The sequence below is a fragment of the Rhizobium sp. AB2/73 genome (genome assembly GCF_020871915.1).
In the GTDB taxonomy this organism is placed as follows: Bacteria; Pseudomonadota; Alphaproteobacteria; order Rhizobiales; family Rhizobiaceae; genus Rhizobium; species Rhizobium dioscoreae.
The window spans coordinates 332357-352955 of record NZ_CP067074.1 but is presented as its reverse complement, the minus strand read 5'-3'; the positions used below and the strand labels follow the sequence as shown (position 1 = coordinate 352955).

Annotated in this window: 22 protein-coding genes and 2 pseudogenes; 15 read left to right on the top strand and 9 right to left on the bottom strand. The window is 56.6% G+C overall.

The window, feature by feature from the left end; all coding sequences use genetic code 11:
• Positions 1 to 6: 6 nt before the first annotated feature.
• From I8E17_RS32675 to I8E17_RS32660, 4 genes are read right to left on the bottom strand one after another with little or no spacing between them, the layout of a single operon-like run.
• Entirely contained in the window at positions 7 to 321 is a 315-nt protein-coding gene (locus I8E17_RS32675; RefSeq protein WP_209159795.1) for a hypothetical protein, read from the bottom strand.
• Complete coding sequence (locus I8E17_RS32670; protein WP_209159794.1) at positions 322 to 954, bottom strand: thermonuclease family protein; 633 nt, start codon at positions 952 to 954, stop codon at positions 322 to 324.
• Positions 951 to 1577, bottom strand: coding sequence for a thermonuclease family protein (locus I8E17_RS32665; protein ID WP_209159793.1), 627 nt, complete (start codon positions 1575 to 1577; stop codon positions 951 to 953). The genes I8E17_RS32670 and I8E17_RS32665 overlap by 4 nt, the downstream gene beginning before the upstream one ends.
• 17 nt (positions 1578 to 1594) lie before the next feature.
• Entirely contained in the window at positions 1595 to 2275 is a 681-nt protein-coding gene (locus tag I8E17_RS32660) for a thermonuclease family protein (RefSeq protein ID WP_209159792.1), read from the bottom strand.
• Positions 2276 to 2402: 127 nt separating this feature from the next.
• Here I8E17_RS32660 and I8E17_RS32655 point away from each other — a divergent pair, with 127 nt between their 5' ends.
• The 5 genes from I8E17_RS32655 to I8E17_RS32635 all read left to right on the top strand — a co-directional run bounded on the left by I8E17_RS32655 (position 2403) and on the right by I8E17_RS32635 (position 6478).
• A complete protein-coding gene (locus I8E17_RS32655) occupies positions 2403 to 2780 on the top strand; it encodes a hypothetical protein (protein WP_209159791.1) in 378 nt (125 codons plus the stop codon).
• A 155-nt stretch (positions 2781 to 2935) separates the two neighbouring features.
• Positions 2936 to 3685 (top strand): ParA family protein, encoded by a 750-nt coding sequence (locus I8E17_RS32650; protein ID WP_209159790.1) that lies wholly within the window; start codon positions 2936 to 2938, stop codon positions 3683 to 3685.
• Between the two features lie 3 nt (positions 3686 to 3688).
• Positions 3689 to 4093, top strand: a complete 405-nt coding sequence (locus tag I8E17_RS32645; RefSeq protein WP_209159789.1) for a hypothetical protein — start codon at positions 3689 to 3691, stop codon at positions 4091 to 4093.
• A 23-nt stretch (positions 4094 to 4116) separates the two neighbouring features.
• Positions 4117 to 4491 (top strand): hypothetical protein, encoded by a 375-nt coding sequence (locus I8E17_RS32640; RefSeq protein WP_229002286.1) that lies wholly within the window; start codon positions 4117 to 4119, stop codon positions 4489 to 4491.
• A gap of 280 nt (positions 4492 to 4771) precedes the next feature.
• Positions 4772 to 6478 carry a relaxase/mobilization nuclease domain-containing protein gene (locus I8E17_RS32635; protein WP_229002285.1) on the top strand — a complete coding sequence of 569 codons (1707 nt, stop codon included), beginning with the start codon at positions 4772 to 4774 and terminating at the stop codon, positions 6476 to 6478.
• 103 nt (positions 6479 to 6581) lie between these two features.
• On the opposite strand, the gene I8E17_RS32630 is transcribed toward I8E17_RS32635, so the two are convergent.
• Both I8E17_RS32630 and I8E17_RS32625 read right to left on the bottom strand, forming a co-directional pair.
• Entirely contained in the window at positions 6582 to 7121 is a 540-nt protein-coding gene (locus I8E17_RS32630) for a hypothetical protein (protein ID WP_219256753.1), read from the bottom strand.
• Positions 7122 to 7263: 142 nt separating this feature from the next.
• Positions 7264 to 8241, bottom strand: coding sequence for a class I SAM-dependent methyltransferase (locus tag I8E17_RS32625; RefSeq protein WP_209159785.1), 978 nt, complete (start codon positions 8239 to 8241; stop codon positions 7264 to 7266).
• Between the two features lie 257 nt (positions 8242 to 8498).
• Here I8E17_RS32625 and I8E17_RS32620 point away from each other — a divergent pair, with 257 nt between their 5' ends.
• The 9 genes from I8E17_RS32620 (at position 8499) to I8E17_RS32580 (ending at position 17277) form a co-directional block, all read left to right on the top strand.
• Entirely contained in the window at positions 8499 to 9380 is an 882-nt protein-coding gene (locus I8E17_RS32620) for an AraC family transcriptional regulator (RefSeq protein ID WP_209159784.1), read from the top strand.
• A gap of 83 nt (positions 9381 to 9463) precedes the next feature.
• Complete coding sequence (locus I8E17_RS32615; RefSeq protein WP_209159783.1) at positions 9464 to 10651, top strand: MFS transporter; 1188 nt, start codon at positions 9464 to 9466, stop codon at positions 10649 to 10651.
• A gap of 368 nt (positions 10652 to 11019) precedes the next feature.
• Positions 11020 to 11493 carry a helix-turn-helix transcriptional regulator gene (locus I8E17_RS32610; RefSeq protein ID WP_229002284.1) on the top strand — a complete coding sequence of 158 codons (474 nt, stop codon included), beginning with the start codon at positions 11020 to 11022 and terminating at the stop codon, positions 11491 to 11493.
• A gap of 554 nt (positions 11494 to 12047) precedes the next feature.
• A complete protein-coding gene (locus tag I8E17_RS32605) occupies positions 12048 to 12932 on the top strand; it encodes an AraC family transcriptional regulator (protein ID WP_209159782.1) in 885 nt (294 codons plus the stop codon).
• 138 nt (positions 12933 to 13070) lie between these two features.
• Positions 13071 to 13832 carry an ATP-binding cassette domain-containing protein gene (locus I8E17_RS32600; protein WP_209159874.1) on the top strand — a complete coding sequence of 254 codons (762 nt, stop codon included), beginning with the start codon at positions 13071 to 13073 and terminating at the stop codon, positions 13830 to 13832.
• Position 13833: 1 nt separating this feature from the next.
• Positions 13834 to 14523 (top strand): ABC transporter permease, encoded by a 690-nt coding sequence (locus I8E17_RS32595; protein ID WP_209159781.1) that lies wholly within the window; start codon positions 13834 to 13836, stop codon positions 14521 to 14523.
• Complete coding sequence (locus I8E17_RS32590; protein ID WP_209159780.1) at positions 14523 to 15260, top strand: ABC transporter permease; 738 nt, start codon at positions 14523 to 14525, stop codon at positions 15258 to 15260. Before I8E17_RS32595 ends, I8E17_RS32590 begins: the two co-directional genes overlap by 1 nt.
• Complete coding sequence (alr, locus tag I8E17_RS32585) at positions 15260 to 16408, top strand: alanine racemase (protein ID WP_209159779.1); 1149 nt, start codon at positions 15260 to 15262, stop codon at positions 16406 to 16408. The genes I8E17_RS32590 and alr overlap by 1 nt, the downstream gene beginning before the upstream one ends.
• A 26-nt stretch (positions 16409 to 16434) precedes the next feature.
• On the top strand, positions 16435 to 17277 hold the full coding sequence (locus I8E17_RS32580; RefSeq protein WP_209159778.1) for a transporter substrate-binding domain-containing protein: 843 nt from the start codon (positions 16435 to 16437) through the stop codon (positions 17275 to 17277).
• Between the two features lie 144 nt (positions 17278 to 17421).
• Here the strand turns inward: I8E17_RS32580 and I8E17_RS32575 are convergent.
• From I8E17_RS32575 to I8E17_RS32565, 3 genes and pseudogenes are all read right to left on the bottom strand, one after another.
• A protein-coding gene (locus I8E17_RS32575; RefSeq protein ID WP_104679491.1) for an IS3 family transposase occupies positions 17422 to 18524 on the bottom strand; the annotation gives its coding sequence in 2 pieces (ribosomal slippage) (positions 17422 to 18263 and positions 18263 to 18524; 1104 coding nt in all).
• Positions 18525 to 18959: 435 nt separating this feature from the next.
• Positions 18960 to 19439, bottom strand: a pseudogene (locus I8E17_RS32570) (efflux RND transporter permease subunit); the annotation flags it as partial.
• Positions 19440 to 19478: 39 nt separating this feature from the next.
• Positions 19479 to 19688: pseudogene (locus I8E17_RS32565) on the bottom strand (recombinase family protein); the annotation flags it as partial.
• On the opposite strand from I8E17_RS32565, the gene I8E17_RS32560 reads away from it, so the two are divergent.
• Positions 19599 to 20312, top strand: coding sequence for an IS110 family transposase (locus I8E17_RS32560; protein ID WP_247750051.1), 714 nt, complete (start codon positions 19599 to 19601; stop codon positions 20310 to 20312). The pseudogene I8E17_RS32565 and the gene I8E17_RS32560 overlap by 90 nt on opposite strands.
• The last annotated feature ends 287 nt before the right edge of the window (positions 20313 to 20599 follow it).

Below are 20599 nucleotides of genomic sequence, written 5' to 3'. Positions count from 1 at the left end.
GCGACCTCAATATCCCTCGATTCCGAGGCGCTTCAGGATGGCGATCGGATCGGTTTCGCAAACCTTCTTCCATTCACGATGCTGGGCGCAGGCATAGGCATATTGGCTGAGGTCTGCCGAGGAGAGGTCCGCAAGCCTGGTGCCGACTGCCTTCCATTGCTGCACCTCGGCGGAATCGCAACCGGCGCCGCCCGCGCCGCAAAAATCGGGATCGCGCCGTTCGATCTGCGTTTGGGTGGCGCCGTCTTGCGCACTGGCCGCAAGAGGGACAAAGCCGAAAAGCAGCGTCGCAATTCCCAAGGATTTGAAAAAGCGTTTCATTCAACCTCCGTGCGCGTCCGTGAGGGACAGCGAATTGTTTGGGACGACAGGCAGGGGCAGGGGCAGGGGAAGGGGAAGGCCACCTTGGGACTCTGGTGAACGTCTGTCGGGATTCTCTTCACGCACCGTGGATGTGTAGAGCCAAGGAGGATCCAAGTCGGATGACGACCAGACGCCGAAACCAAGCCCTCGGGCCTTTCTCTCGATATCGAAATAAGCGGAGACATGAGGTTCATTGCGATAATTGAAGGCGTAGCCGATGCCTTCGGCAATCGCCGTCGCTGCCAGGTTGGATTCGCCAACAAAACAATGGGCGATCAGGGTCCTGTTGTTGTCGCGAGCGATCGGTGCGCAATTGACGTCCTGGCCCAGTGTTCGAAGGATCATCCAGGCGCGCGAGACCTGTCCTGCCGGCCACGTCACACCTTCGCTCGTCGCCGCCTGGTCCGGGCGAGGGGCTTCGTATCCAGCGAGCCGCACGACCAGACGGCTGTTGATGAATTCGAATGTGGTGCCATCGATGACCTGCACCTTGCCGTAAATCTGGCGTGGCACGTCGTTTGGGCGGCCTTGCGCCAGCGATGCCGTCGAGGTCGCGGCGAGCAATGCCATCGAGAGAGTGACAAGTTTCATCGCGATGTCTCCGCCTGCTGCATGAGGACGGTGACGGGATGTGGCAAGTCCGAATAGGCCCACAGGCCTGCGCGTACTGCCCGCGCACTGTCCTCGGCAACCCGATAGCCGGGAACGATCAATTGGCCGGCGCCATCGACCGCGGCAAATCCCCATCCTTGAGCGATCATGTAGGTTGCCAGATCGTAGCGATGCTGGCCCGCTGTCGTCTGGCATGCGACCACCGTATTGTTCTGGTCGATCTCCTGTATGCGCGCGCAGACCGGTCTCGTGTCCCGGACCAACGCCTGCGTCATGATCACGTTGAGCTCTCCGCAGTCCCGGACAGCCTCGCCGGAAAGCCTGATGCTGGTGCCGCGCAGGCACGCTTGCAGTCCATAAAGCCGATAGCGCCGGCCGCCGGAGACCCAGCTATCGCCGGTCTCGAATTGAGCCTGGGCCGGGAACGGCACGAATTCCGATGACGCAGTGCCCTTGTCGCCGGCTACTGCACGTTCGGCTGCCGACGCCTGGACAGGAACGATCCGGGGAGAGACGCCACGTGGAAACTGGGCACCGGCAAGCATCGGCACCAAGGTGATGCTTGCATACAGGCCGGAAACTGCGATCGTGGAAATCAGCATGAGCCCTCCGATCCGCATCAGTGTAATGTTGGATTGGCGCGATAGCGCTCACCATATGGATGTGCGAACCAGGCGTTTGCCCAGATTCCGCTTCTTGTATTCCTTGCCGTTTCTTCGGCCCGCGCATATTCCGGAAAGATTGGGCGACCGGCGCTGTCACGGGAGGCGAACGCCATTCCCTCGCGGATGAGCGCTTCTGAAAGCGATCGCACCCCTCCATCCTCCATGAAAAAACACTCCGCAAAGCGCACGGTCGGTCTGCCAGGCTTTCGCCCCAGTTCATGGCAGGGGAAGGCGCTGCCGGCGCTTGCCTTTGCCTTGCCGATGGTTGCCGTCATCCCCGCAAGCGAAATCATGGCGCATGTCGCCGGCACGCCGCGATACTTTATTGGATCGGTCGAAAGGCAACCCTGAACCCCGGCAAGCTTGATAATCGTTCCGTCGGCGGCGAAAAAGGCGCTGCCGCTCAACGCCGCTTCTGGACTGACGCTCTTCAGATCGAGCCGCGTCGCAATCGACGACGTATCGAGCGGCGCTTGCGGCACTGCAATGAGGTCTCGCCCCTGCGCATAGGCGTCCTGATAATAGCTGATGAAGCTCGCGGCGGTGTCCGCCCGCGCGGTCATCGGCTGAACGATCAAAAAACCGACAAGAGTGCAAAAGAGGGGGCGACCGGGTCGCCATGCGCCGTTCTTCATGCTCGCATCCGTCACTAGTTGACTTGTTCGAGAATGCACAAAATTATACTGAAGTGCAAGTCTGGAAATCTCGCAAGGATTGAGGTAAGGTCTTCTCGATGCTCAATTTGCATGTGGAGACAAGCAGATGGTGGTGTATCGAAAGGCGCTGAGGGTCATCACCTTTCCGTTTCGGGTGGTGTGGTTTCTGATCCTGGTCGCGAATTTCTTGCTGGTGACGGCTGTCTGCTTGTTCCTTGCGGCCTTTGCCGGCTACGCAATCGCGCTGGCGGTTTCGTATGTGCTTTTGCCGACCGAATGGACGCAGGCGCTGTGGCAGTGGGCGGCCGATCTCTATGACCGGTATTTCTGGTTCAAGGCTGCGACGATTACCTTCTTTCTTGTGCTTGTCCTGCCAATCCTGCGGTTTTGGCCGGGGAGGGATCCGATCGCCGAGGCGGCTCACGAGCGCGAAATGATGCTGAATGACGAGTTGATCGCGGCGAGGCGGCGCGGACTGCTCTAAGGGAAATATCGGGTCTGAAAGCAGGCGCTGGTCCAAGGGCTGCCAGTAGCGGCGCCCCAGGTCCTGCGCGCGCGGCGGACCGTTATCTAGTGAGATCCTCGCGATCTACTCGTTCGTCCCGGCGCTGGCTTTGACCAAATAGATTGAGGAATTCCATGACAGTCAAACCCCTCTCGCTTGCTATTTCGACCTTCAAGGGCGGTGCCGGGAAATCGACTTTGAACGTCAATCTTGCCGCGGAGTTTGCTCAACAGGGGCACCGGACCTTGCTGGTCGATTGTGACGAGCAGGAGTCGTCGACGCGCTGGTACAATGTTTCCATGAAACGCGGTCTGCTGCCGACCGACGGGACCCTGCTGCATCTGCGCGTTGCGCCGGGAGACCGGTTTCGGGAACGGCTCGAAAACGCACCGGAAGCGGATATACGCATCTACGATGTCGGCGGCTACGTGCATCAGCGCGCTGTCGAGGTCTACCACGAATGCGACGCCATCCTCATCCCGGTCATTCCCGAGCCTACCGCCGCGACGTCGGCCATCAAGGTGGCGACGATCTTGACGGAGATATCCAGGAAACGCGATCGGGGGCCGATCCCTTATGCGGCCATCTGGAACTACGTGGACATGATCGCCCTCAAGCACAACCGGTCCTTGCCGGAGGTTCACGCCATCCTGACGAGTGGGAGGATTCCCGTGGTCGAGACCGTCATCCGCAAAAGCAACCATTTCAGCGATGTCGGAGCCGGTTACGGCTCGCTCTATTCCAAGCTTGCCGGGATCGAGAACAATTCTTCTCTGACGCCGTCGGCGAGGCGGCGGGCTTCGGAAAGCGTGCTCGATGCAATCGACCTCGTGAAACGGATCAACAACGAGTTCATCGGCCTGCTGCAGGCGGAGGCGGCGTAAACGATGTCGAGGGAACGAACGTCGGCCGGAAACATTCTCGCACTTGCCCGATCGCGGGAAGAACAGGCAAAAGACATGGAAGAGGCCGCCACCTCGTATATGCCGACGAACATCGACCTCGAAACGCTGATGCCCGATGACGCTGTTCGAGAACAGAAGGAAACCGTACCTCCCGAGCCACAGCCGCCGGAAGCACGCGACCCTGGCAAACATCAGCGTGGTGAGCGATCGGCGTCCAAGAGCCAGGTTACGGCAGCAGGTGCGACCGCGAAGCGAAAGCGCGTATCGCTTTATCTCGATGATGACGTGTTGACGAAGATTTTCCGGGTCTCGCTGGAGCGCCACGAGCAATTGTCGTCGGCGACGCTGAGACTCATCCTTGAGGCTTTGAAGGCGAGGGGGCTCTAGATCGGATGAGAGAGCCGCCCATCATGTTCCGTCTGCCCGATCACGTGCTGAGCAATGTCGACGCTCTTGCCGGGCGGCTCGATGTCTCCGTCAACATCGTCGCCAAGCTGATCGTCACCAGGGAGATCATGCATGTTTCGGCGATGCTCGATGAACATGACCGGCAGCTGGCAAACATGCACCAGTTCCTGCGGGAAATTGCCTTTCGCAACGAGGCGTTTCTCACGGACCAGGGGGCACGAGCCGGGGGCGCCAGGGCGATTGAACAAAAGCTGGATGAGGTCATGGGCGCACTCGATGCGATCCGTGACGCCGCCTTCGTCCGGCCATCCTCTTATATCGTTGACCTGATCAGGAAACATGATGAACGAGCTGTCCAGAAGTCACTCGAGGTCTAGATCGGAAGCTCGCCGGTTGCCGAGCTATTTCGACCTGATCGAAGATGAGTTGCGTCGCCGGGGTGGCGGCGGAAGCGGAGGTGGAAAGCGGCCGTCGTTGCCGAAAGGGAAGAGAGCCGTTTCAAAGCAGCCAGGTGCTGCTTCGGCGCTCAGCCGCGCGACTGGCAACAACGCCGTCGTCGTCAAGGTCCTGTCATATGGTGCGGGCGCCGGTTCTGCGCGAAATGTGCTTTCCTACCAGAGCAGGGAGGAAAAGGCACACGATCAGGACGGCCGTGAAGTGTCCGACCTGAACGAAGCCGTGCGTTCCTGGGAAAGGGAGTTCTGCAGCCGTAAGGGCAGCAATGACGTTCTTCGTCTGACCTACGAGCTTGAAAACGCCAGCGGCGAAGACATAACCCGCGCCCTCGGTTCTCTCGCGGAAGATGGTTTCCATCAGGCTGGTGACACCGACCGGACCTACGCGTTCAGCGTGAGCGATGGCGTCAAGGGACAGACCCGTCTCCATTTCGCGCTCGTGATCGCGCACGAAAAGAAAGACAGGTCGGATCGAAGCAGCCACAACCGCCTTCCCGGGGAGACCGAGGCCGTGCATGTAATCGATGCGAGACTGTACGAGGCTCTGCGGAGGGAGGGGATCACGCCGATCTCGCGCTACCCGGCCGAATTTTCGTCCGGCCCCAAAGGTCTGGCCGCAACCCTGCACGCCATGCAGCGGAGGGGCGCAGAGGTGACGCTCTCGACCAAAACACACATTGAGGAGCGTCCCGGCAAGAGTGGACGCTACACGCAGGGCGCGGCGCGGCGCGAGGTCAGGACTACCGATCACAGGCAACTGACGGAGGAAGGAAAGATCGTTGGGGCACTCATACAGACCCGCCAGCCGCGGGACTTCATGCACCTGTTGCTGTCAGGACCAGCAAAGGTCAACCGCGATCAGTTCATCCTTGCCGGCCGTGATTTTCTGAAAGAGCAATTCGCCGGGCATCGCTATGCCTATGCCGTCCACAATCGCAACGATCTTGAGAAGCATCCGCACCTGCACGTGATCGTCGCACTGCGCAACGGCAGTGGCAAGACGCTCAATCCGAACATCCGCGACTTCACGGAATGGCGCGTCTGCTTCGCCGAGAAGGCGCGCGAGCGTGGCATCCCGATCAACCGCCAGAAACGGATCGAGCGTGCCGGCCCACCGCCCGTCAAGCGTTGGGAATGGGAAATGTTCCAGCGGATGGGAGCCACAGCCCCGAGCAACGTGGTCGATAAGGTTTTGGCCAAGGTTCGCGACACGCCGACGGCGCCTCGACTTGAGGACGCCAGAAGACGGCTCGAACAAAGCCGGCGCTCGGTCGGGCTGGTTATCAAGATGCTGGACGGAATAGCGAAAGACCGGTCTGCCCCCAGCACGGCACGCGAATTGAGCCAGGATCTATCGGTTGGACTGCAACGCGAATACCGGCGGCTGGAAGTGGCCGTTCATGCCGGCCGCGACCCCGCGCAGGAGAAAGGCGAAGAGTACATGCTGCGATCGACACCTATTAGCGCTGCTCAGGCGAAGACAGCGAAAGAAACGTTGGCGAACACCGCGTTGAGCCTTGCGGCAAAAATAGCCAATCCGTCCGATCGGCTGATCTTCGAGCAGGCGACGAAGATCATCGGAAAGGTCGTCGGGCTACAACTCGATTCGCGGGTTGAGAGAAACCGCGATCGTGCCGAGTCCGGGAAGGACAAGCGTGGCTCGGACAGCCTGGAAACAAAGTCGGCGGCAGGTCGCGACCACATCGCGGAGCAGGGCGTCATCAACAAGAGCTCGAACAACCGCTTGGTCGACCAATCGCGTATTGCCCGGTCCAATGCCGAGCATGACACGCGGCAGGCAGATCGCTCGGTTCGCGAACGGGAGAAGGCGCAACAGCGCGATCGTGAGACACCAAAGTCGATAAAGCTTCGCCCGCCCCAGGAAAAGGATCGGGACCGCAGTCGTTGACCTCTTTTTTGTCCACGATCCGGGCTGGCAGGCTCGGCCTCAGTATTCTTTCGATCTCGGTGTCAAACTATCTGGCGCCACGATTTTCGGGAGGGAGGGAAGTTCAGAATTCATCTGGAATTATTTGGTCGCGGTGACCGCCTTCCATGGGGGGGGGCCACTGGATGTAGGTGATGCCCGCCTCGACTGCTGCAAGCCGTCCTTCAGCGGTGCTGCAGACCAACATGGCTTCCTTCTTTTCAACGCCATACCACTCGATCGCTCGAAATACCGTATGCGCATCTGCCATTTCCGACCGATCATCCCGAGCCTGGCGGAAGGTGCCCCATGTCATCCAGAAGTCCGGCGCGACCTCCCGAACCTTCAATAGATCGTCGAGGATACAAGTCAGCGCGAGAAATTCTGGCGCGCCCTGGGTGCCGACCGTCATGCCTCTGGCGTCGGAAATGAAGCCGAAGCGGACGTCTTTTTGACGAAGTTGCTGTAGCATCTGGACAAAGATGGTGTTGATGTCTCCGAGCGTGAAATCTCTGGGAGGGATAGATCGTCTCAAAAGGATGCCATCTCTCTCGAAAATGACGAGGCCTCTCGAACCGATTTTTCGGAATGTGCACTCAATGGTATCCATCGGCAGACGATCCAAGCTGGGACACGTTCGTTATTCAGAAATATGAGTGTCCGAAGAGTCACATTTCTGACCAGTTGATTGCGACCCTCCAATATTCACGAGCGGAATAGATATGGCTGTCCAGAACATGCGCGAGTGTTTGGTGAGGAAGCTAATTTTAGCGGACGGGAAGAAAGGGGGCGGGCACTTCGCCATACGAGTATTCAGACGGAATAGCCGCAGGTCCGAAGCAGGAGACAAACAAATCCAGATTTCTCAGGCTGTTGCTTGCCGCAATCGAGTAGAAGTTTCCGCTGTTCCAGATGATATATGCGTATGAGAATACTTCTCTCAAAACGGAGCGCATTTCGTCGAGAGTGACTTCATTGAGGTTCATGGTTTCCAAAACATTTATCTTTTTGCGGTTTATTTCGGCCTCGCTGAAATATCGGACCTTAAAGCCGTGATCCTTTTGAAGTTCTCTCCTTCGATACTCTTCGACATCTTGGCTGCGGAACTTCTCAAGAAAAATCATCAATCCTTTTGCCTTGAGATTACGTCGGACAAAAGCGATCTGCTGCTGGCGGTTCGGCGAGTACATTTGAAATGTGGTATCTTCGAAGATAATATCAAAACCTGACGCAAAGTCCTGAAGCCCAGGTGTATGGCTGAGCGATTCCGGTGACAGTTTATTAAAGGGGCCAAGGAAGAATTGGGCATGCTTTGGGACGCCCCAAGCGTAGAAGCTTTCCTGGTTTTCGATGGTTGGGCTGCAGGACAGCGACAGGATTTGCCCGTCGGCAAGCTCGCTGATGGTTCGCGCCATCGTTCCTTCCGCCGTTCCCAAGCTATAGAGGGTTAGGGGAGACTGACGTGCGGACGAATATCGGAGTATGGCCGTCCCTAGTCTTATCTCCTCTTCATATCGGTAAGGAATGCTGCTCAGGTAATGCTGATCGAACGGTCCCTGTCTGACTGCGTGTAGCGCGGCAAACCGCTCAGTCTCGGGGTTGCGTTCCAAAAGCCGGAAATCAAGAGAGGGCCGGCGAATAGGAACTCCCGCCCGCCCTGCTGCAGTGGACGAAAAGAAATCGGCCAATTCGTTTAAGCGGGCTCCCCGCTCGCACTCTTCGTGAAACTGCGCGAAGTCTTGCATCTAATGCCTCTCGATAGCATTGCCAATCCAGTTCTGCAGGATCCGGTCAGTTGACGATTCCACGGAACCGTGAGACGCAAACCTGACTGCTGGGCTCAGCTATCGTGCGGGGCTAGGCGCAAACGTTCATTCAGAAATTTGATATGTTTTCAAGAATATGATGCATTTTTCTGCTTGCGATTAGATGTGTTTGCCTGACCTCTTTGGGTGGCTTACTCTTTTAGCTGAGTAACAAGTTTGTGCGGGAGATAATGGGATTGCCATTACTTAGCCACCGACGCATTTTGCCGGAAAATTCCGAAAGTGCGGTCGTCTCACAAAAGCAAGCGCAATGGGATGAATTCTGTGTCGGGCTCGTTCGAAGAAAAGGTGTCAGACGCCAGCAGATCGATTTCAAAAGCCACACGCATTCGCTTTTCCTTAACCTGGAAGGGGCAGCGAGATCCGGAGAGACATTTCTCGACGGTCGTCGGTATGCGTTCGCAGCGCGGCCACAAGGATCATTGGTCTACATCCCGCCCGGCGTCATGTGGCATGGATGGGATGAAGGCGACCAAAACGCGGCCTATCTCCTGATTTCCGCCGAAGAAAGATTTGCTGACAAAGTTTTTGGCGATGACCCAGTCCCCGCACTATTTGTCCCGAATATGTCGTTTCAGGACGTAGGGATTGAGCATGCGGCTCGAAAAATTTATTTGGAGCTTGCCCAGTTGGATTCCGCAAGTGGACTCATAGTTGAAGGGCAGCTCACCACTATCTTCGGGCACTTATTGCGGCGTTCAAGGCTCTTCGACAAACACCGCAAAGGCGGCCTCGCGCCTGCTGTGCTTAAACGCATCACTCAGCGTATTGACGCGGCGCTGGAGGAGAAAGTCAGCTTGGCAGCGATCGCGCAAGAGTTCGGGTATAGTGCGGCGCACTTGTCCCGCGCGTTCAAGCAGTCGACCGGTCTTTCTCCACAAGCTCATTTCAACAAGGTGCGCCTCGACCGGGCGAGCGAGTTGCTGCGTACAACAAGTAAATCGGTGACCGAGATCGCACATTCTTGCGGTTACTCCAGCGGCAGTCATCTCTCATCGAGCTTTCACAAGGCTTTTGGTATCTCTCCGATCGCGTACCGCGCTCTTTGGGCAGAATAAAAATATCAAAAACATGAAAGCCTGGATGCTTTTGGGGCCTTAGAATCTTGATGCTGCGGTTAAGGCAGACTCGAGGGAAGTCCATGAGCATGACGACACCGCGTACGTCACATTGTCATTATCTTTTATGCGTGACGGCTTCGGCGGTCGGACGCAACATATACTTCATCGTTGTCGCCTGGCTGATGATGAAATACACTGCGGATCCGTCCGCCATCGCGATGTTGCTCGCGGCCGGGAGTTGCGCCGAGTTCTTGACAACGAACCTTGGTGGGGTAGTCACTGATCGCTATCGGCCGCAACTGACCTGCCTAGTCTGTGACGGATTTCGTATCCTAACCATGGCAGCGGCGACTGCCGGAATAATGTTGGGTTACCCGGTCCAGTCGCTCGTCGCGTCTTGGGTGCTATATGCTGTATTGGACCGAACGTATCTCACTGCGCTGCAGGCCATGATACCCGGAATGGTGGATGCGGCGCGGCTCCTATCCTTCAATTCTACGGCATATGTGTGGATGCAGATCGGTAATTTCTGCGCCGCCGTCGCCGGAGGATTGCTGCTGGCCTTCACACCGGACTACCTGAGCCTCATGGCACCGCTGTCATGCTTTTTATTGTCGTTCGGCTCATCCTTTGCCAGAAGAGAGGTATATTTTGATCGGCCTGGGAATGCCGAGCCGGTCACCTTCCTGCGGCGCGAATTGTTTCCCGGGTTGCCGCAGCGAAGTCTTGTGCTTCCCTCTGTTGTTTACGCCTTCATTTACGCGGCCGGAATGATGGTAAGCGTTCTTGGTTCGGCTCTTGTGATGGGAGAATTTGGGAGAAGCGCCTTGGCCTTCGGCTTTGTGGAGGCCGGATGGGCTGCTGGGTCCGTCCTGGGATGTCTGTGGCTGCTGTGTCGGTCAGCGAAATCAGATGCCCTTTTGTGGCACCTTCTCGGGACAGGTGTGATCCTCACGAATTTCCTGGTGTTCCAGAATCTTTTTGCAGCGCTCCTTCAGATGATGGGACTTGGGCTAACCTACAACAGTGCACGGATTCTAATCGATGTTGAAATTCAGCGATCTTTTCCCATAAGCCAGCTTGGTCGGGCCAGGAGTCAGGTTCATACCGTGTGTATGGCAGTGTCTCTGTCGGTATACGGCGTCGTGGCGCTTATCGGAAATGCTTTGGCGCCGTCCGTCATTTTCGGCTGGTTTGGATTAGTAGCGCTGTTTACCGGAACTGTATTCTGGGCGTGCTTCCGGCGCGATCTGCTGGCTGTTAGGTAACAGGGCCGTAGATTGTAAAAACGTGAGCCTTGCCCACATAAGTATAACAACTTGCGGGAGCCGCTCGCCGGCGGACACGTGGTACATCTTGTGCGTACTCGATCTTGATAAATTGTGCTAGCGGCACTAGTTAGATTTTAAGGCAGTACGCGCTGCCTCGGGGCTTGATAACCCCTACGTGCGGTTGATGCTGGCCGAGACAGCATCACACTCCTTGACCTTTGGTCGGGGAGCCTGTGGCGTATGTCCAGGTTCGCCCGAACTAAAGGCCACAGGGCCGTCACGTACGGTTATCAACTCCCCGCCACGGGTTAAGTGAGTTCTTCAAGCGGGGGCGCACCGCTTGAACTCTTACCTCGGGAGTTCATATGGCGACGTCTACCCCACTGAAGGCGACAGAACCGAATGTTCCACCAGCTTATTCTCACGTTGACGCGCATGTGGGCAGGCAAATCCGCGTTTGGAGACTATTGGCCAGAAAGTCGCGAACCGAACTGGCTGCGGCCGTAGGTGTCAGCCGCCAGCAAATTCAAAAATATGAGACGGGTCGAAACTGTGTGCGAGCCTCGACACTTTACGCGATTGCCGGCGCGTTGAACGTAACTGTTGGCCAACTGTTCGATGGTCTTCCTCCGACAAAGGATCTCGGATCGCTCTTCGCTACAGAAGAAGTAACAGATCCGCCGAGCGAAGTGCGATTCCTGCTGGGCCACCTGATGCGGCTGTCGCCGCGTCTTCGTGGACGAGTAGCGGCGCTCATTCATGCGCTCGCACGAGATGAAGAGCGTAGCGACGGAGCTGGTAGCAGATTCTTTCCTCTGAGAAATCGCGCCTGCCAGTAATCAATCTCACAGGAGCAGAGAAGTCCTTAATCTCCGGCTGCGATGTACGGGCAACCAACTGGCGCGCTCGTTCCGTCAGAATCTGAATGAACTCGGACGTGTAGGCCCGACACTGTACGCTAGGTGCCTCACGCAGGCAGTCCGTTCTCCGAAAACAAAAATGAACGTCTTGGCAGTGACGACACACTTTTGGTTGTCGGTTCATTGTGTTCCGGGCGTGACCATGCCACGCCAATTTCGAGCATCTGGACAGGTGTTTTTATCCTTGACGCGGTACAAAAAACTAGCGAGCGCGCGTCTTATCCTCTATCCTAAGCGGTGAGGCAGCACGTACTGCCTTGGGGCGTGGAAACCCCTACGAGCGACTGATGTTGGTCGATTCAACATCATACTCTCTGACCTTTTCGGTCGGGGAGCCTGTGGCGTATGTCCAGGTTCCCCGGAACTAAAGGCCACAGGGCTGTCTCGTACAGTTTCCAACTCCCCGATCATTCGGAGGTTTAGTGAGTCATTCGCGGGGACGTACCGCGGTAACTCATTTCGGAGACTGGCCGTTGAAACTTCAACCCCATGTTTTTAAACAGGGTCAATGCCGGGTAACTTCTCATCAGCAGAGAACCTGGCGCACTGCCCGGGTCGACTTGGTCCGACGAACAGGGCTTGACAAGGAAGAGACGGCGATGGTCTCTGACCACCATCTGTTGCTTCTTAACCTACGTGGCAATTCAGAGCGCGGCGACTATTTTCTCGACAACAGGAGGGCCGGTTTCGTTGCGCGAAAGCCTGGCGCGATCCTGTTCATTCCAGCAGGTTGCAGTTGGCATGGCTGGGAAATTGGCGCGTCCACGGCGGCTTACTTGTCTATAATGGTTCAACCGGCACAACTTACCAGCCTTACGGCCTCGCCTATCACCTTGCCGACGTTGTCGCCGGATCTTGGCTTCGAAGATCAGGTCATCATGAATGCTGCCCGCGGGATAGGCGCTGAAATCTGCGAACGGAACTCCTTGAGCGGAATGTTGATCGAAGCTTACGTGGCAACGATTTTCGTACAAATGATGCGTCGGCAGGAGCGCTTTCAAAATTTCTTCAAAGGCGGACTGGCTGCGGCGGATTTGAGCCGCGTGGTTCAAAAGATCGAGGAGCGGCTGGCTGAAAATGTGACCCTGAGCCAGCTTGCGGCAGTCGCAGGCATAAGTGTTCCGCACTTTTGTCGTGCGTTCAAACGAAGCTTCGGCTGCCCGCCCTATGAATTTATCATCAGGCGGCGTATCGAGCGTGCCAAGGAACATCTCCGTCATTCCGAAATGACCATCACCGATATTGCCCTAGCATGTGGCTTTTCAACATCGAGCCATTTCGCAAACAGTTTTCGCCGGCAGGTCGGCACGACTCCGCAAATGTACAGGGCGGCCTGGTCGAACAAGGCTTTTGGTTGAATTTGCGATAAAATCGCGCACGATCATCAACATTCTGCAAGTTTTGCTCGGTACACCTCGACATTCTCGGTTTGGTAAGCAGCCGAGGACAAGCCATTGCATCCATACCAGCTCCCAGCGCAACATCCGCCTATCTGTATTGAGAAATCAGCCGCTCTGAAGGTTGTGGACCTCAAGAAGAGCTACGGGCACTTCGAAATTCTCAAAGGGATCTCCCTGACCGCCAACGCCGGCGACGTTATTTCAATCCTTGGGGCCAGCGGCTCGGGAAAAAGCACCTTCCTGAGATGCCTGAACTTTTTAGAAGAGCCGACAGACGGGCAGGTTTGGCTGTCGGGGCATCGTGTCGAGATGCGCCCAGGCATGGCTGGTCGAAAAGCGATCAACGCGCTGCGCGCCAGGCTTGGTATGGTCTTTCAGAACTTCAATCTCTGGTCCCACAAAACGGTTTTGGAAAACATCACGGAGGCTCCGATCCATGTCAGGGGCTTGACCAAGGCAGATGCCCGTCAAAGCGCGGAGGAACTGCTTGCAAAGGTTGGGCTTGCAGACAAGCGGAATTCCTATCCCGCCCATCTGTCCGGCGGGCAGCAGCAACGCGTAGCGATTGCCCGCGCCTTGGCTATGGAGCCCGAGATCCTTCTCTTTGACGAGCCGACATCCGCATTGGATCCGGAGCTTGTGGGCGAGGTGCTTAAGGTCATTCAGTCTCTTGCTGGTGAGGGTCGCACGATGTTGATCGTGACGCACGAACTTACCTTCGCGCGGCAAGTGTCGACCCGTACGATTTTCTTGCAGGAGGGTTCGATCGATGAAGAAGGCCCACCGGACGTTGTCTTTGGCAGCCCTTCTTCATCTTCGCTGAGACGGTTTTTATCCTCCCACATTGGAGGGCGATGAGATGCTTTCCGTCCACGGATTCGGTGAACAGATGCTGACCGGCGCCATCACAACCCTTCAAGTGGCATTCGCAAGTCTTGCTTTCGGCATCGTCGTTGGATGGTGCGGCGCCTTGGCGAAGCGCAGCCAAAGCAGGAGCGTCCGGTGGGTGGCGAATGGTTACACCACTGTTATCAGGGGTGTTCCCGAGCTGCTGCTCATTCTCATGTTGTATTATGGAGGCACTGTCGCGCTCACGGCGTTGTTTGGTCGATACGTTGAAATTGATGCGTTCTCGGCCGGTGTTCTCGCTCTGACGGTCGTGTTCGGTGCTTATGCAACCGAGGTACTCCGGGCGGCTATTCAGGCAGTGCCCGCGGGTCAAATTGAGGCAGCTCGCGCACTGGGGTTCTCAAATCTGTCCGTGTGGCGTCTTGTGATCATGCCGCAGATGTGGCGGCATGCTCTGCCCGGTCTTGGAAATCTATGGCTGACGTTATTGAAAGATTCGGCGCTAATTTCGGTTGTCGGGCTCGAAGACCTGATGCGGAAGGCGAGCATCGCCGCTGGCGCCACACACGATCCCCTGAAGTTCTATTCTGTGGCTGCGTGCCTTTATCTCATGTTCACCTCGATTTCGCTCGCGGCACTTGCTGCCCTGGAGCGTCGAACTGACCGCGGGCTGTGCATCTCCCCCAAAGGAGGTTTCTGATGGATGTGACGTTGATTGTGCAGACACTTCCGCAGCTTTTGAATGGCCTAGCTCTCACTGTTCTCCTGACGATAGCGTCGGTTGTCGCAGGGTCATTCATTGCGATCCCCCTGGCTCTCGCCGGGGCATCAGGTGGCAGAGTAATTTCCCTGCCGGTTCGGGCGTACGCATTCGTGTTTCGCGGCACGCCACTACTGGTGCAACTATTTCTGGTCTACTACGGCCTTGGCCAGTTGGAATGGGTGCGGGCAAGTGTGGCTTGGCCCATGCTCCGCGATCCGTTCTGGTGCGCGCTCGTTGCGTTTTCGCTGAACAATTCCGCCTACACAACAGAGATTCTACGCGGCGGCCTTCGCGCCGTACCACCAGGCGAAATTGAAGCAGCCAAGGCGTTGGGAATGCCGCTTCTCCTTCGTATCCGACGAATCATACTGCCGATCGCTTTCCGGCTTTCGCTGTCGGCCTATGGGAACGAGGTCATTCTGATGCTGAAAGCCAGCTCGCTAGCAAGCACCATCACCATTATGGAGTTGACAGGGGCCGCCAGAAAGATCGTTGCTCAGACATTCGCGCCCTACGAAGTCTTCGTAGCCGCCGCTCTTCTCTATCTCACCGTGACCTTTCTCTTCACAAGTGCCTTTGGCCTGATCGAGCTTCGCTTGTCGAAACATCATCGCCGTATTGACAAGCAGAGGAAGGCCGCCGAACCGGCGCGGCTGTCAAGGGAGTTGGCATAATGAGTATCACGGCTTTCCCACGTCCGCCTGTCAGCATCTCGTCGGCAGAATTACGCGGGAATTGGTATGAGATCGATCTAGAGGCCATTCGTCACAATTACCGGCAAATTCGGGCGCATCTTCACGAACACGTGGCGGTCTACGCATGCCTGAAACGCAATGCCTATGGCTGCGGAGCAGGTCTTGTTGCAAAGGCCTTGGCTGCCGAAAATGTGTACGGATTCGCCGTCGCGTCGTTGCTTGACGCGATTGCCATCCGTCGCGAAGGGATTTCGAATCCGGTACTCCTTTACCCCGGCGCTCTGCCTGTCGCAGCTGCCACGATAGAAGCGCTTGACCTGATTGTTACCGTATCGAGCATCGCGGAGTTAAGGCAATGGCGCACGAGCGTGTCAAATCTGCGGATATTCATCAAAGTTGATCTGGGTTTCTTTCGCGCTGGGGCAACGCCAGCGCAGTTGGTCGATTTGCTCGCTGAGGCCGCTCAGGACCGAACAGTTCGGGTTGAAGGCATCTACGCCCACTTGAGTGAACTGCCCGGCTCCGGTCCAGAACTCGCTCACAGCCAACGAACGAAGATGAACGACATTCTAAGACAAATGCGGTCGCTGGGCATCAGCGTTCCGGTCGTCATGATGTCAAGCACTGAGGGAGTTTTGAACTACCCGGACATGGACTTTGATGCAGTCGATCCCGGAGCACTGTTTGTCGGTATTTCTGACGTCGAGAAGCCCGTTCGTGACCTGCACCTGCGACCGGCGTTGACGGCGATCTCGACAACACTCATTTCCGTTAAACGTCTCGATCAATCTCTCGATCCACCCGACAGCATTTCGTGGATACGCCCGAACATGGTTCTGGGCGTGATTGGAATGGGATGGGGGGATGGTCTGCCCAGAGCTCTGCCGGAGCGGGCGGTCGGGCTGGTACGCGGCAAACGCGCAAAACTTCTTCCGCCGTCCCATCTTGAGCATATCCGCATCGACCTTAGTCATATCCCGGAGGCCCGCTTTGGGGATCAGGTAGTCCTGCTAGGACGCCAGGGCGCCGAACAGATCAGCATTGAGGAGCTCGCGAGCACCCGAGGCACCGACGCGATTGGGATTTATGGCGACCTTCGTGACCACATCCCACGCCTCTACATCTAAACCGAAAAGCAAAGAAGGGGAATAATATGAAAGTCTCGCAACTGCTGTGCTTCTTGCCGATTCTTGCGGTACTTGTTGGTCACGCAAACGCCCAAGAATCGAAGACAGTTACTATTGCTACCGAGGGGGCTTTCCCTCCCTGGAATTCCGTCAACTCCTCTGGCGAGGTTGAAGGCTTTGACGTGGATGTTGGGAAGGCGTTGTGCGAGCGGGCGGAAATCTCTTGCCGGTTTGTCGCTCAGGCCTGGGACGGGATCATTCCGGGACTGACGGTCGGCAAATATGATGCGGTCATGGCCGGAATGTCGATCACTGAAAAAAGAAAGAAAGTCATAGCTTTCTCCGAACCTTACGCGCTGACCTCCAACTATTTCGTTGTCGCGAACTCAGCTAGCCTTCCCGCGATGGACCCGGCTACCGTAGTCGATCTTTCCTCGGATGATTCCGCAAACAGACTGCTTCTCGAGACTCTGAGGTCGAACTTGAAGGGCCGAGTATTGGGTGTGCAAGGGGCAACGAATGCTGAGGCATTTGTGAGGGAGGTGCTCGGGGACAACGTCGAGATCAGGACCTATGACAAGCAGGATAATCTGAACCTAGATCTGCTTGCCGGCCGGATTGATGGCGGACTGGCGGATTATTCGGTTTGGAAAGCATTCCTTGACGCTGACGGCGGGAAGGTCGCATCGCTCTATGGTCCCCGGATTTCGGGTGGCGTCTTTGGCCCAGGTGTCGGTATCGGCCTTCGGAAAAATGACAGCAATCTAATAAGCCTCTTCAACCGAGCAATCCTGGCGATGAAGCAAGATGGGACATTAAAGTCTGTCAGCATCAAGTGGTTCGGCATTGACATGGTCTCAACGCCATAAAGGCTTGGACATAGCGAATTTTACTGGGGGCTGGTTGCCGATGACCTGCCACTGAAGTTTCATCCGGCTGCGATTAGAGCCTCGGCGGCGTTTGAACCGCCCCAGGTTTCTGGACCATCTGAGGCTAGAGTTTTCCGGCTTCATTCAGGGAGGCGGGCTGGTTGAGCCTCCTGATTTCATCAGCGAGATCGGTACCTTATTGCCGATCGCACCATGCGGCCGAAACTCATTATAGTCTATACGCCAATCCTCCATCTTTTCGCGGGCATCCGCAAGGGTCAGGAACCAGTGCTGATTCAGACATTCGGCGCGGAAGCGGCCATTGAACGCTTCAATGAACGCATTGTCGGTCGGCTTGCCCGGGCGTGAGAAGTCCAAGGTGACGCCTTTGGCGTAGGCCCAAAGGTCAAGATCGCGAGACACGAACTCAGTCCCCTGATCGACACGGATCGTCTTCGGGTAGCCAACTTTCCGGCATACCCGTTCCAAGGTTTGCACGACATCTTCACCTCGATAGCTGTGACGTGGATCAAGCACCGGCACATAGCGCGAGAAGGTGTCGACCACCGTGAGCACCCGCAGTTTCTTGCCGGTCGCGAGTTGGTCGTGAACGAAGTCCATCGCCCAGACATCGTTCGGTCCAACGGCCATTTGCCGATCTTCCCGCAGCTTGGCTTTGACCCGTCGCTTCGGCGTCTTGTTACGCAGTTGCAGGCCCAAGTCTCTGTAAATGCGATAGGTTCGCTTGATGTTGGTCCCCCAACCCTCGCGCTCCAACAATACATGCACGCGACGATAGCCGTAGCGAACACGTATCTCGCAGATCTCACGAATACGACGTTCCAGACCGGCCTGATCGGCACGGCGAGAGGTGTAATGGTAGGTCGACCGATCGAAGTTCAGTGCCCCACAGGCACGCCGGATCGAGATCATCCAATCCCGGCACATGCCTTTCACCATCTCGCGTTTCCGAGCAGGCCTTAGAGCTTTCGCCGAATGACATCCTGCAACATCTCACGGTCCAGCGTCAGGTCCGCGACGATCTTCTTCAACCGCGCATTCTCGTCCTCGAGCTGCTTCAGCTTCTTCATCTCCGGCGGCAGCATGCCCGCGTATTTTTTCTTCCAGTTGAAATAGGTCGCCTGGCTGATCCCCGCCTTCCGGCAGATCTCCGCAACCGACACTCCTTCATCACCCTGCTTCAGAATGAACGCCTTCTGTGCGTCCGAAAACTGTGATGCTTTCATCGTCTTCCGTTCCTTTCCCAGCCAGGAAAATGCACCGGAAAACTCTAACCAAAAACGGTCCAGTTTGAAGGGTTCAGATCAGCGCGATGGCACTTTGTTCGAAACATAAGATGAGGTAAAACCTGTTGCCAGCGGTGAAGCCGGATAGCTGATCCGAGGGCGGTGTCCTGAGAGGGAACGCAGGGACGAATGATCTGCGAAGGTTAGCGGATGGGCCAGAGAGCCCGCATCGAGTCAATGCAACATTCGACCTTGTGAAACCCGATACAGCACGATCGCTGCTTGCAGCCATCAGTGCGGACAGATCTTTGAAACCCTCAAGGGAAACACCGCCAAGCTCTGCAAATTACAGATCCGCGCCTTAGCTAAAGCGATCGCCCAGAAAGCGGAAGTTGCGCTTTCTGGGCGATCCACAGGCACGTTCCACAGGGCTGGCTATGCAGTGGCCGTCTTGCTTGCGCGATTGAAAATCTTGTTCACGACCACGAAAAACACCGGAACAAAAATTACGGCAAGTACTGTACCTGTCACTGTTCCAAAGAATGTTGCATAGCCGATTGCATGCCTGGCACCAGCCCCCGCTCCACTTGAGATGATGAGCGGTACAACCCCAAGACCGAACGCCAGAGACGTCATCAGAATTGGGCGGAAACGAAGCTTTGCTGCTTCAAGAACAGCGTCGACGGCATTTCCCCCAGTGTGTGCCATTCGCTCCCGCGCAAATTCTACAATCATGATGCCGTTCTTGCCTGTCAGGCCGACGACGGTCAAAAGTCCGACCTGAAAGTAAACGCCGTTTGTCTGATCGCCAATCACAGCGCCCAGGAGTGCTCCAAGAACGCCAACGGGCATCGCAAGCAAGACTGCAATAGGGATTGTCCAGCTTTCGTAAAGAGCGGCAAGGCACAAGGCGACCCCGCGTATCTTCAGATCCTCTACGATCCGGATCAGGTGGGAGAGTGACCGGCCCAGACGGTCGAGCTTCCAAACGACCAGCACGTCACCTTCGCACAATTCTGTAAGGCAAGCCTTCAGGCCCGGCCGATCGTCGCGCGCGCCCGAAGCACGATCCTGATGCAGGTGACGCTGATCGACCCCGGCCGCAAGCAGAGCATCGCGCTGCAAGGCAACCGACTGCCGCTCATCACCGCTCGATACCCGCATGTAACCGATCAACATGCACGACAAACCTCAAATTCCGAGTTGCCGCACAGTCTCACATTCGTTGCCCAAGGCCCTGCCAATCTCGGTGCGGTTGCAAGCATACTGGCTGAGGAAGCTGTTGATCTGCCGGATGGAGTTCGAGTGATAGGCCAGCTCTACCTGGATCAGATCGGGATGCTCAGCGAAAAGATCGACGAACTAAGCCTGAATCTTCGCGAGGCCACGAAGTCGAATGAGGACATGCGACGTCTCTGCACTGTTCCTGGCGTGGGCCCTGTGACCGCCGGCGCGATCCTTGCCTTCGCACCCGATCTTCGTGCTTTCAAGAGCGGCCGAAACTTTGCCGCCTGGCTCGGCCTCGTTCCAAGACAGCACTCGACGGGTGGAAAGACCCGTCTGGGCGGTGTCAGCAAAATGGGGCAAACAGATATTCGCAGATTACTGATCGTTGGGGCCATGAGCCTTATTCGATGGATCGTCCGCAAAGGCGTGTTTCCAGATAATTGGCTCGGCCACATTCTCGGGCGGAAACCGAGAATGGTTGCCGCCGTCGCACTCGCCAACAAGATGGCGCGCATCATATGGGCGATGATGACAAGAGAGCAGAATTACAGGATGGCGTGATCCGCTGCCTCCTTTGGGCGGCAATGCGGAAAATGCCTGGGGTGATGAGCCCCGGTGAGAAGATCGACTGACGGAACGATGCGGAAAGGACTTCAATGTTCACAATGGGGTAAGCCAGTCCCGGGGCTCGAGCCAACCAAGCTCTCTGAACCGATGTGGACCCTGTTTTTCGAACTGCATCCCGGCCCGTGGCTACTTCAGGCCACATTATGAGGCCTGACACACGACCGATAGAATTCCTCGTCCGCAGACAGTCGTTAGAAAATTCTTCTTGCCAAACCGGGGGC

Excerpts from the sequence above, each read along its gene's own strand:
- I8E17_RS32675 (WP_209159795.1), bottom strand. The coding sequence starts at position 321 with ATGAAACGCTTTTTCAAATCCTTGGGAATTGCGACGCTGCTTTTCGGC.
- I8E17_RS32670 (WP_209159794.1), bottom strand. The coding sequence starts at position 954 with ATGAAACTTGTCACTCTCTCGATGGCATTGCTCGCCGCGACCTCGACG.
- I8E17_RS32665 (WP_209159793.1), bottom strand. The coding sequence starts at position 1,577 with ATGCTGATTTCCACGATCGCAGTTTCCGGCCTGTATGCAAGCATCACC.
- I8E17_RS32660 (WP_209159792.1), bottom strand. The coding sequence starts at position 2,275 with ATGAAGAACGGCGCATGGCGACCCGGTCGCCCCCTCTTTTGCACTCTT.
- I8E17_RS32655 (WP_209159791.1), top strand. The coding sequence starts at position 2,403 with ATGGTGGTGTATCGAAAGGCGCTGAGGGTCATCACCTTTCCGTTTCGG.
- I8E17_RS32650 (WP_209159790.1), top strand. The coding sequence starts at position 2,936 with ATGACAGTCAAACCCCTCTCGCTTGCTATTTCGACCTTCAAGGGCGGT.
- I8E17_RS32645 (WP_209159789.1), top strand. The coding sequence starts at position 3,689 with ATGTCGAGGGAACGAACGTCGGCCGGAAACATTCTCGCACTTGCCCGA.
- I8E17_RS32640 (WP_229002286.1), top strand. The coding sequence starts at position 4,117 with ATGTTCCGTCTGCCCGATCACGTGCTGAGCAATGTCGACGCTCTTGCC.
- I8E17_RS32625 (WP_209159785.1), bottom strand. The coding sequence starts at position 8,241 with ATGCAAGACTTCGCGCAGTTTCACGAAGAGTGCGAGCGGGGAGCCCGC.
- I8E17_RS32615 (WP_209159783.1), top strand. The coding sequence starts at position 9,464 with ATGAGCATGACGACACCGCGTACGTCACATTGTCATTATCTTTTATGC.
- I8E17_RS32610 (WP_229002284.1), top strand. The coding sequence starts at position 11,020 with ATGGCGACGTCTACCCCACTGAAGGCGACAGAACCGAATGTTCCACCA.
- I8E17_RS32595 (WP_209159781.1), top strand. The coding sequence starts at position 13,834 with ATGCTTTCCGTCCACGGATTCGGTGAACAGATGCTGACCGGCGCCATC.
- I8E17_RS32590 (WP_209159780.1), top strand. The coding sequence starts at position 14,523 with ATGGATGTGACGTTGATTGTGCAGACACTTCCGCAGCTTTTGAATGGC.
- alr (WP_209159779.1), top strand. The coding sequence starts at position 15,260 with ATGAGTATCACGGCTTTCCCACGTCCGCCTGTCAGCATCTCGTCGGCA.
- I8E17_RS32580 (WP_209159778.1), top strand. The coding sequence starts at position 16,435 with ATGAAAGTCTCGCAACTGCTGTGCTTCTTGCCGATTCTTGCGGTACTT.
- I8E17_RS32560 (WP_247750051.1), top strand. The coding sequence starts at position 19,599 with ATGCAGGTGACGCTGATCGACCCCGGCCGCAAGCAGAGCATCGCGCTG.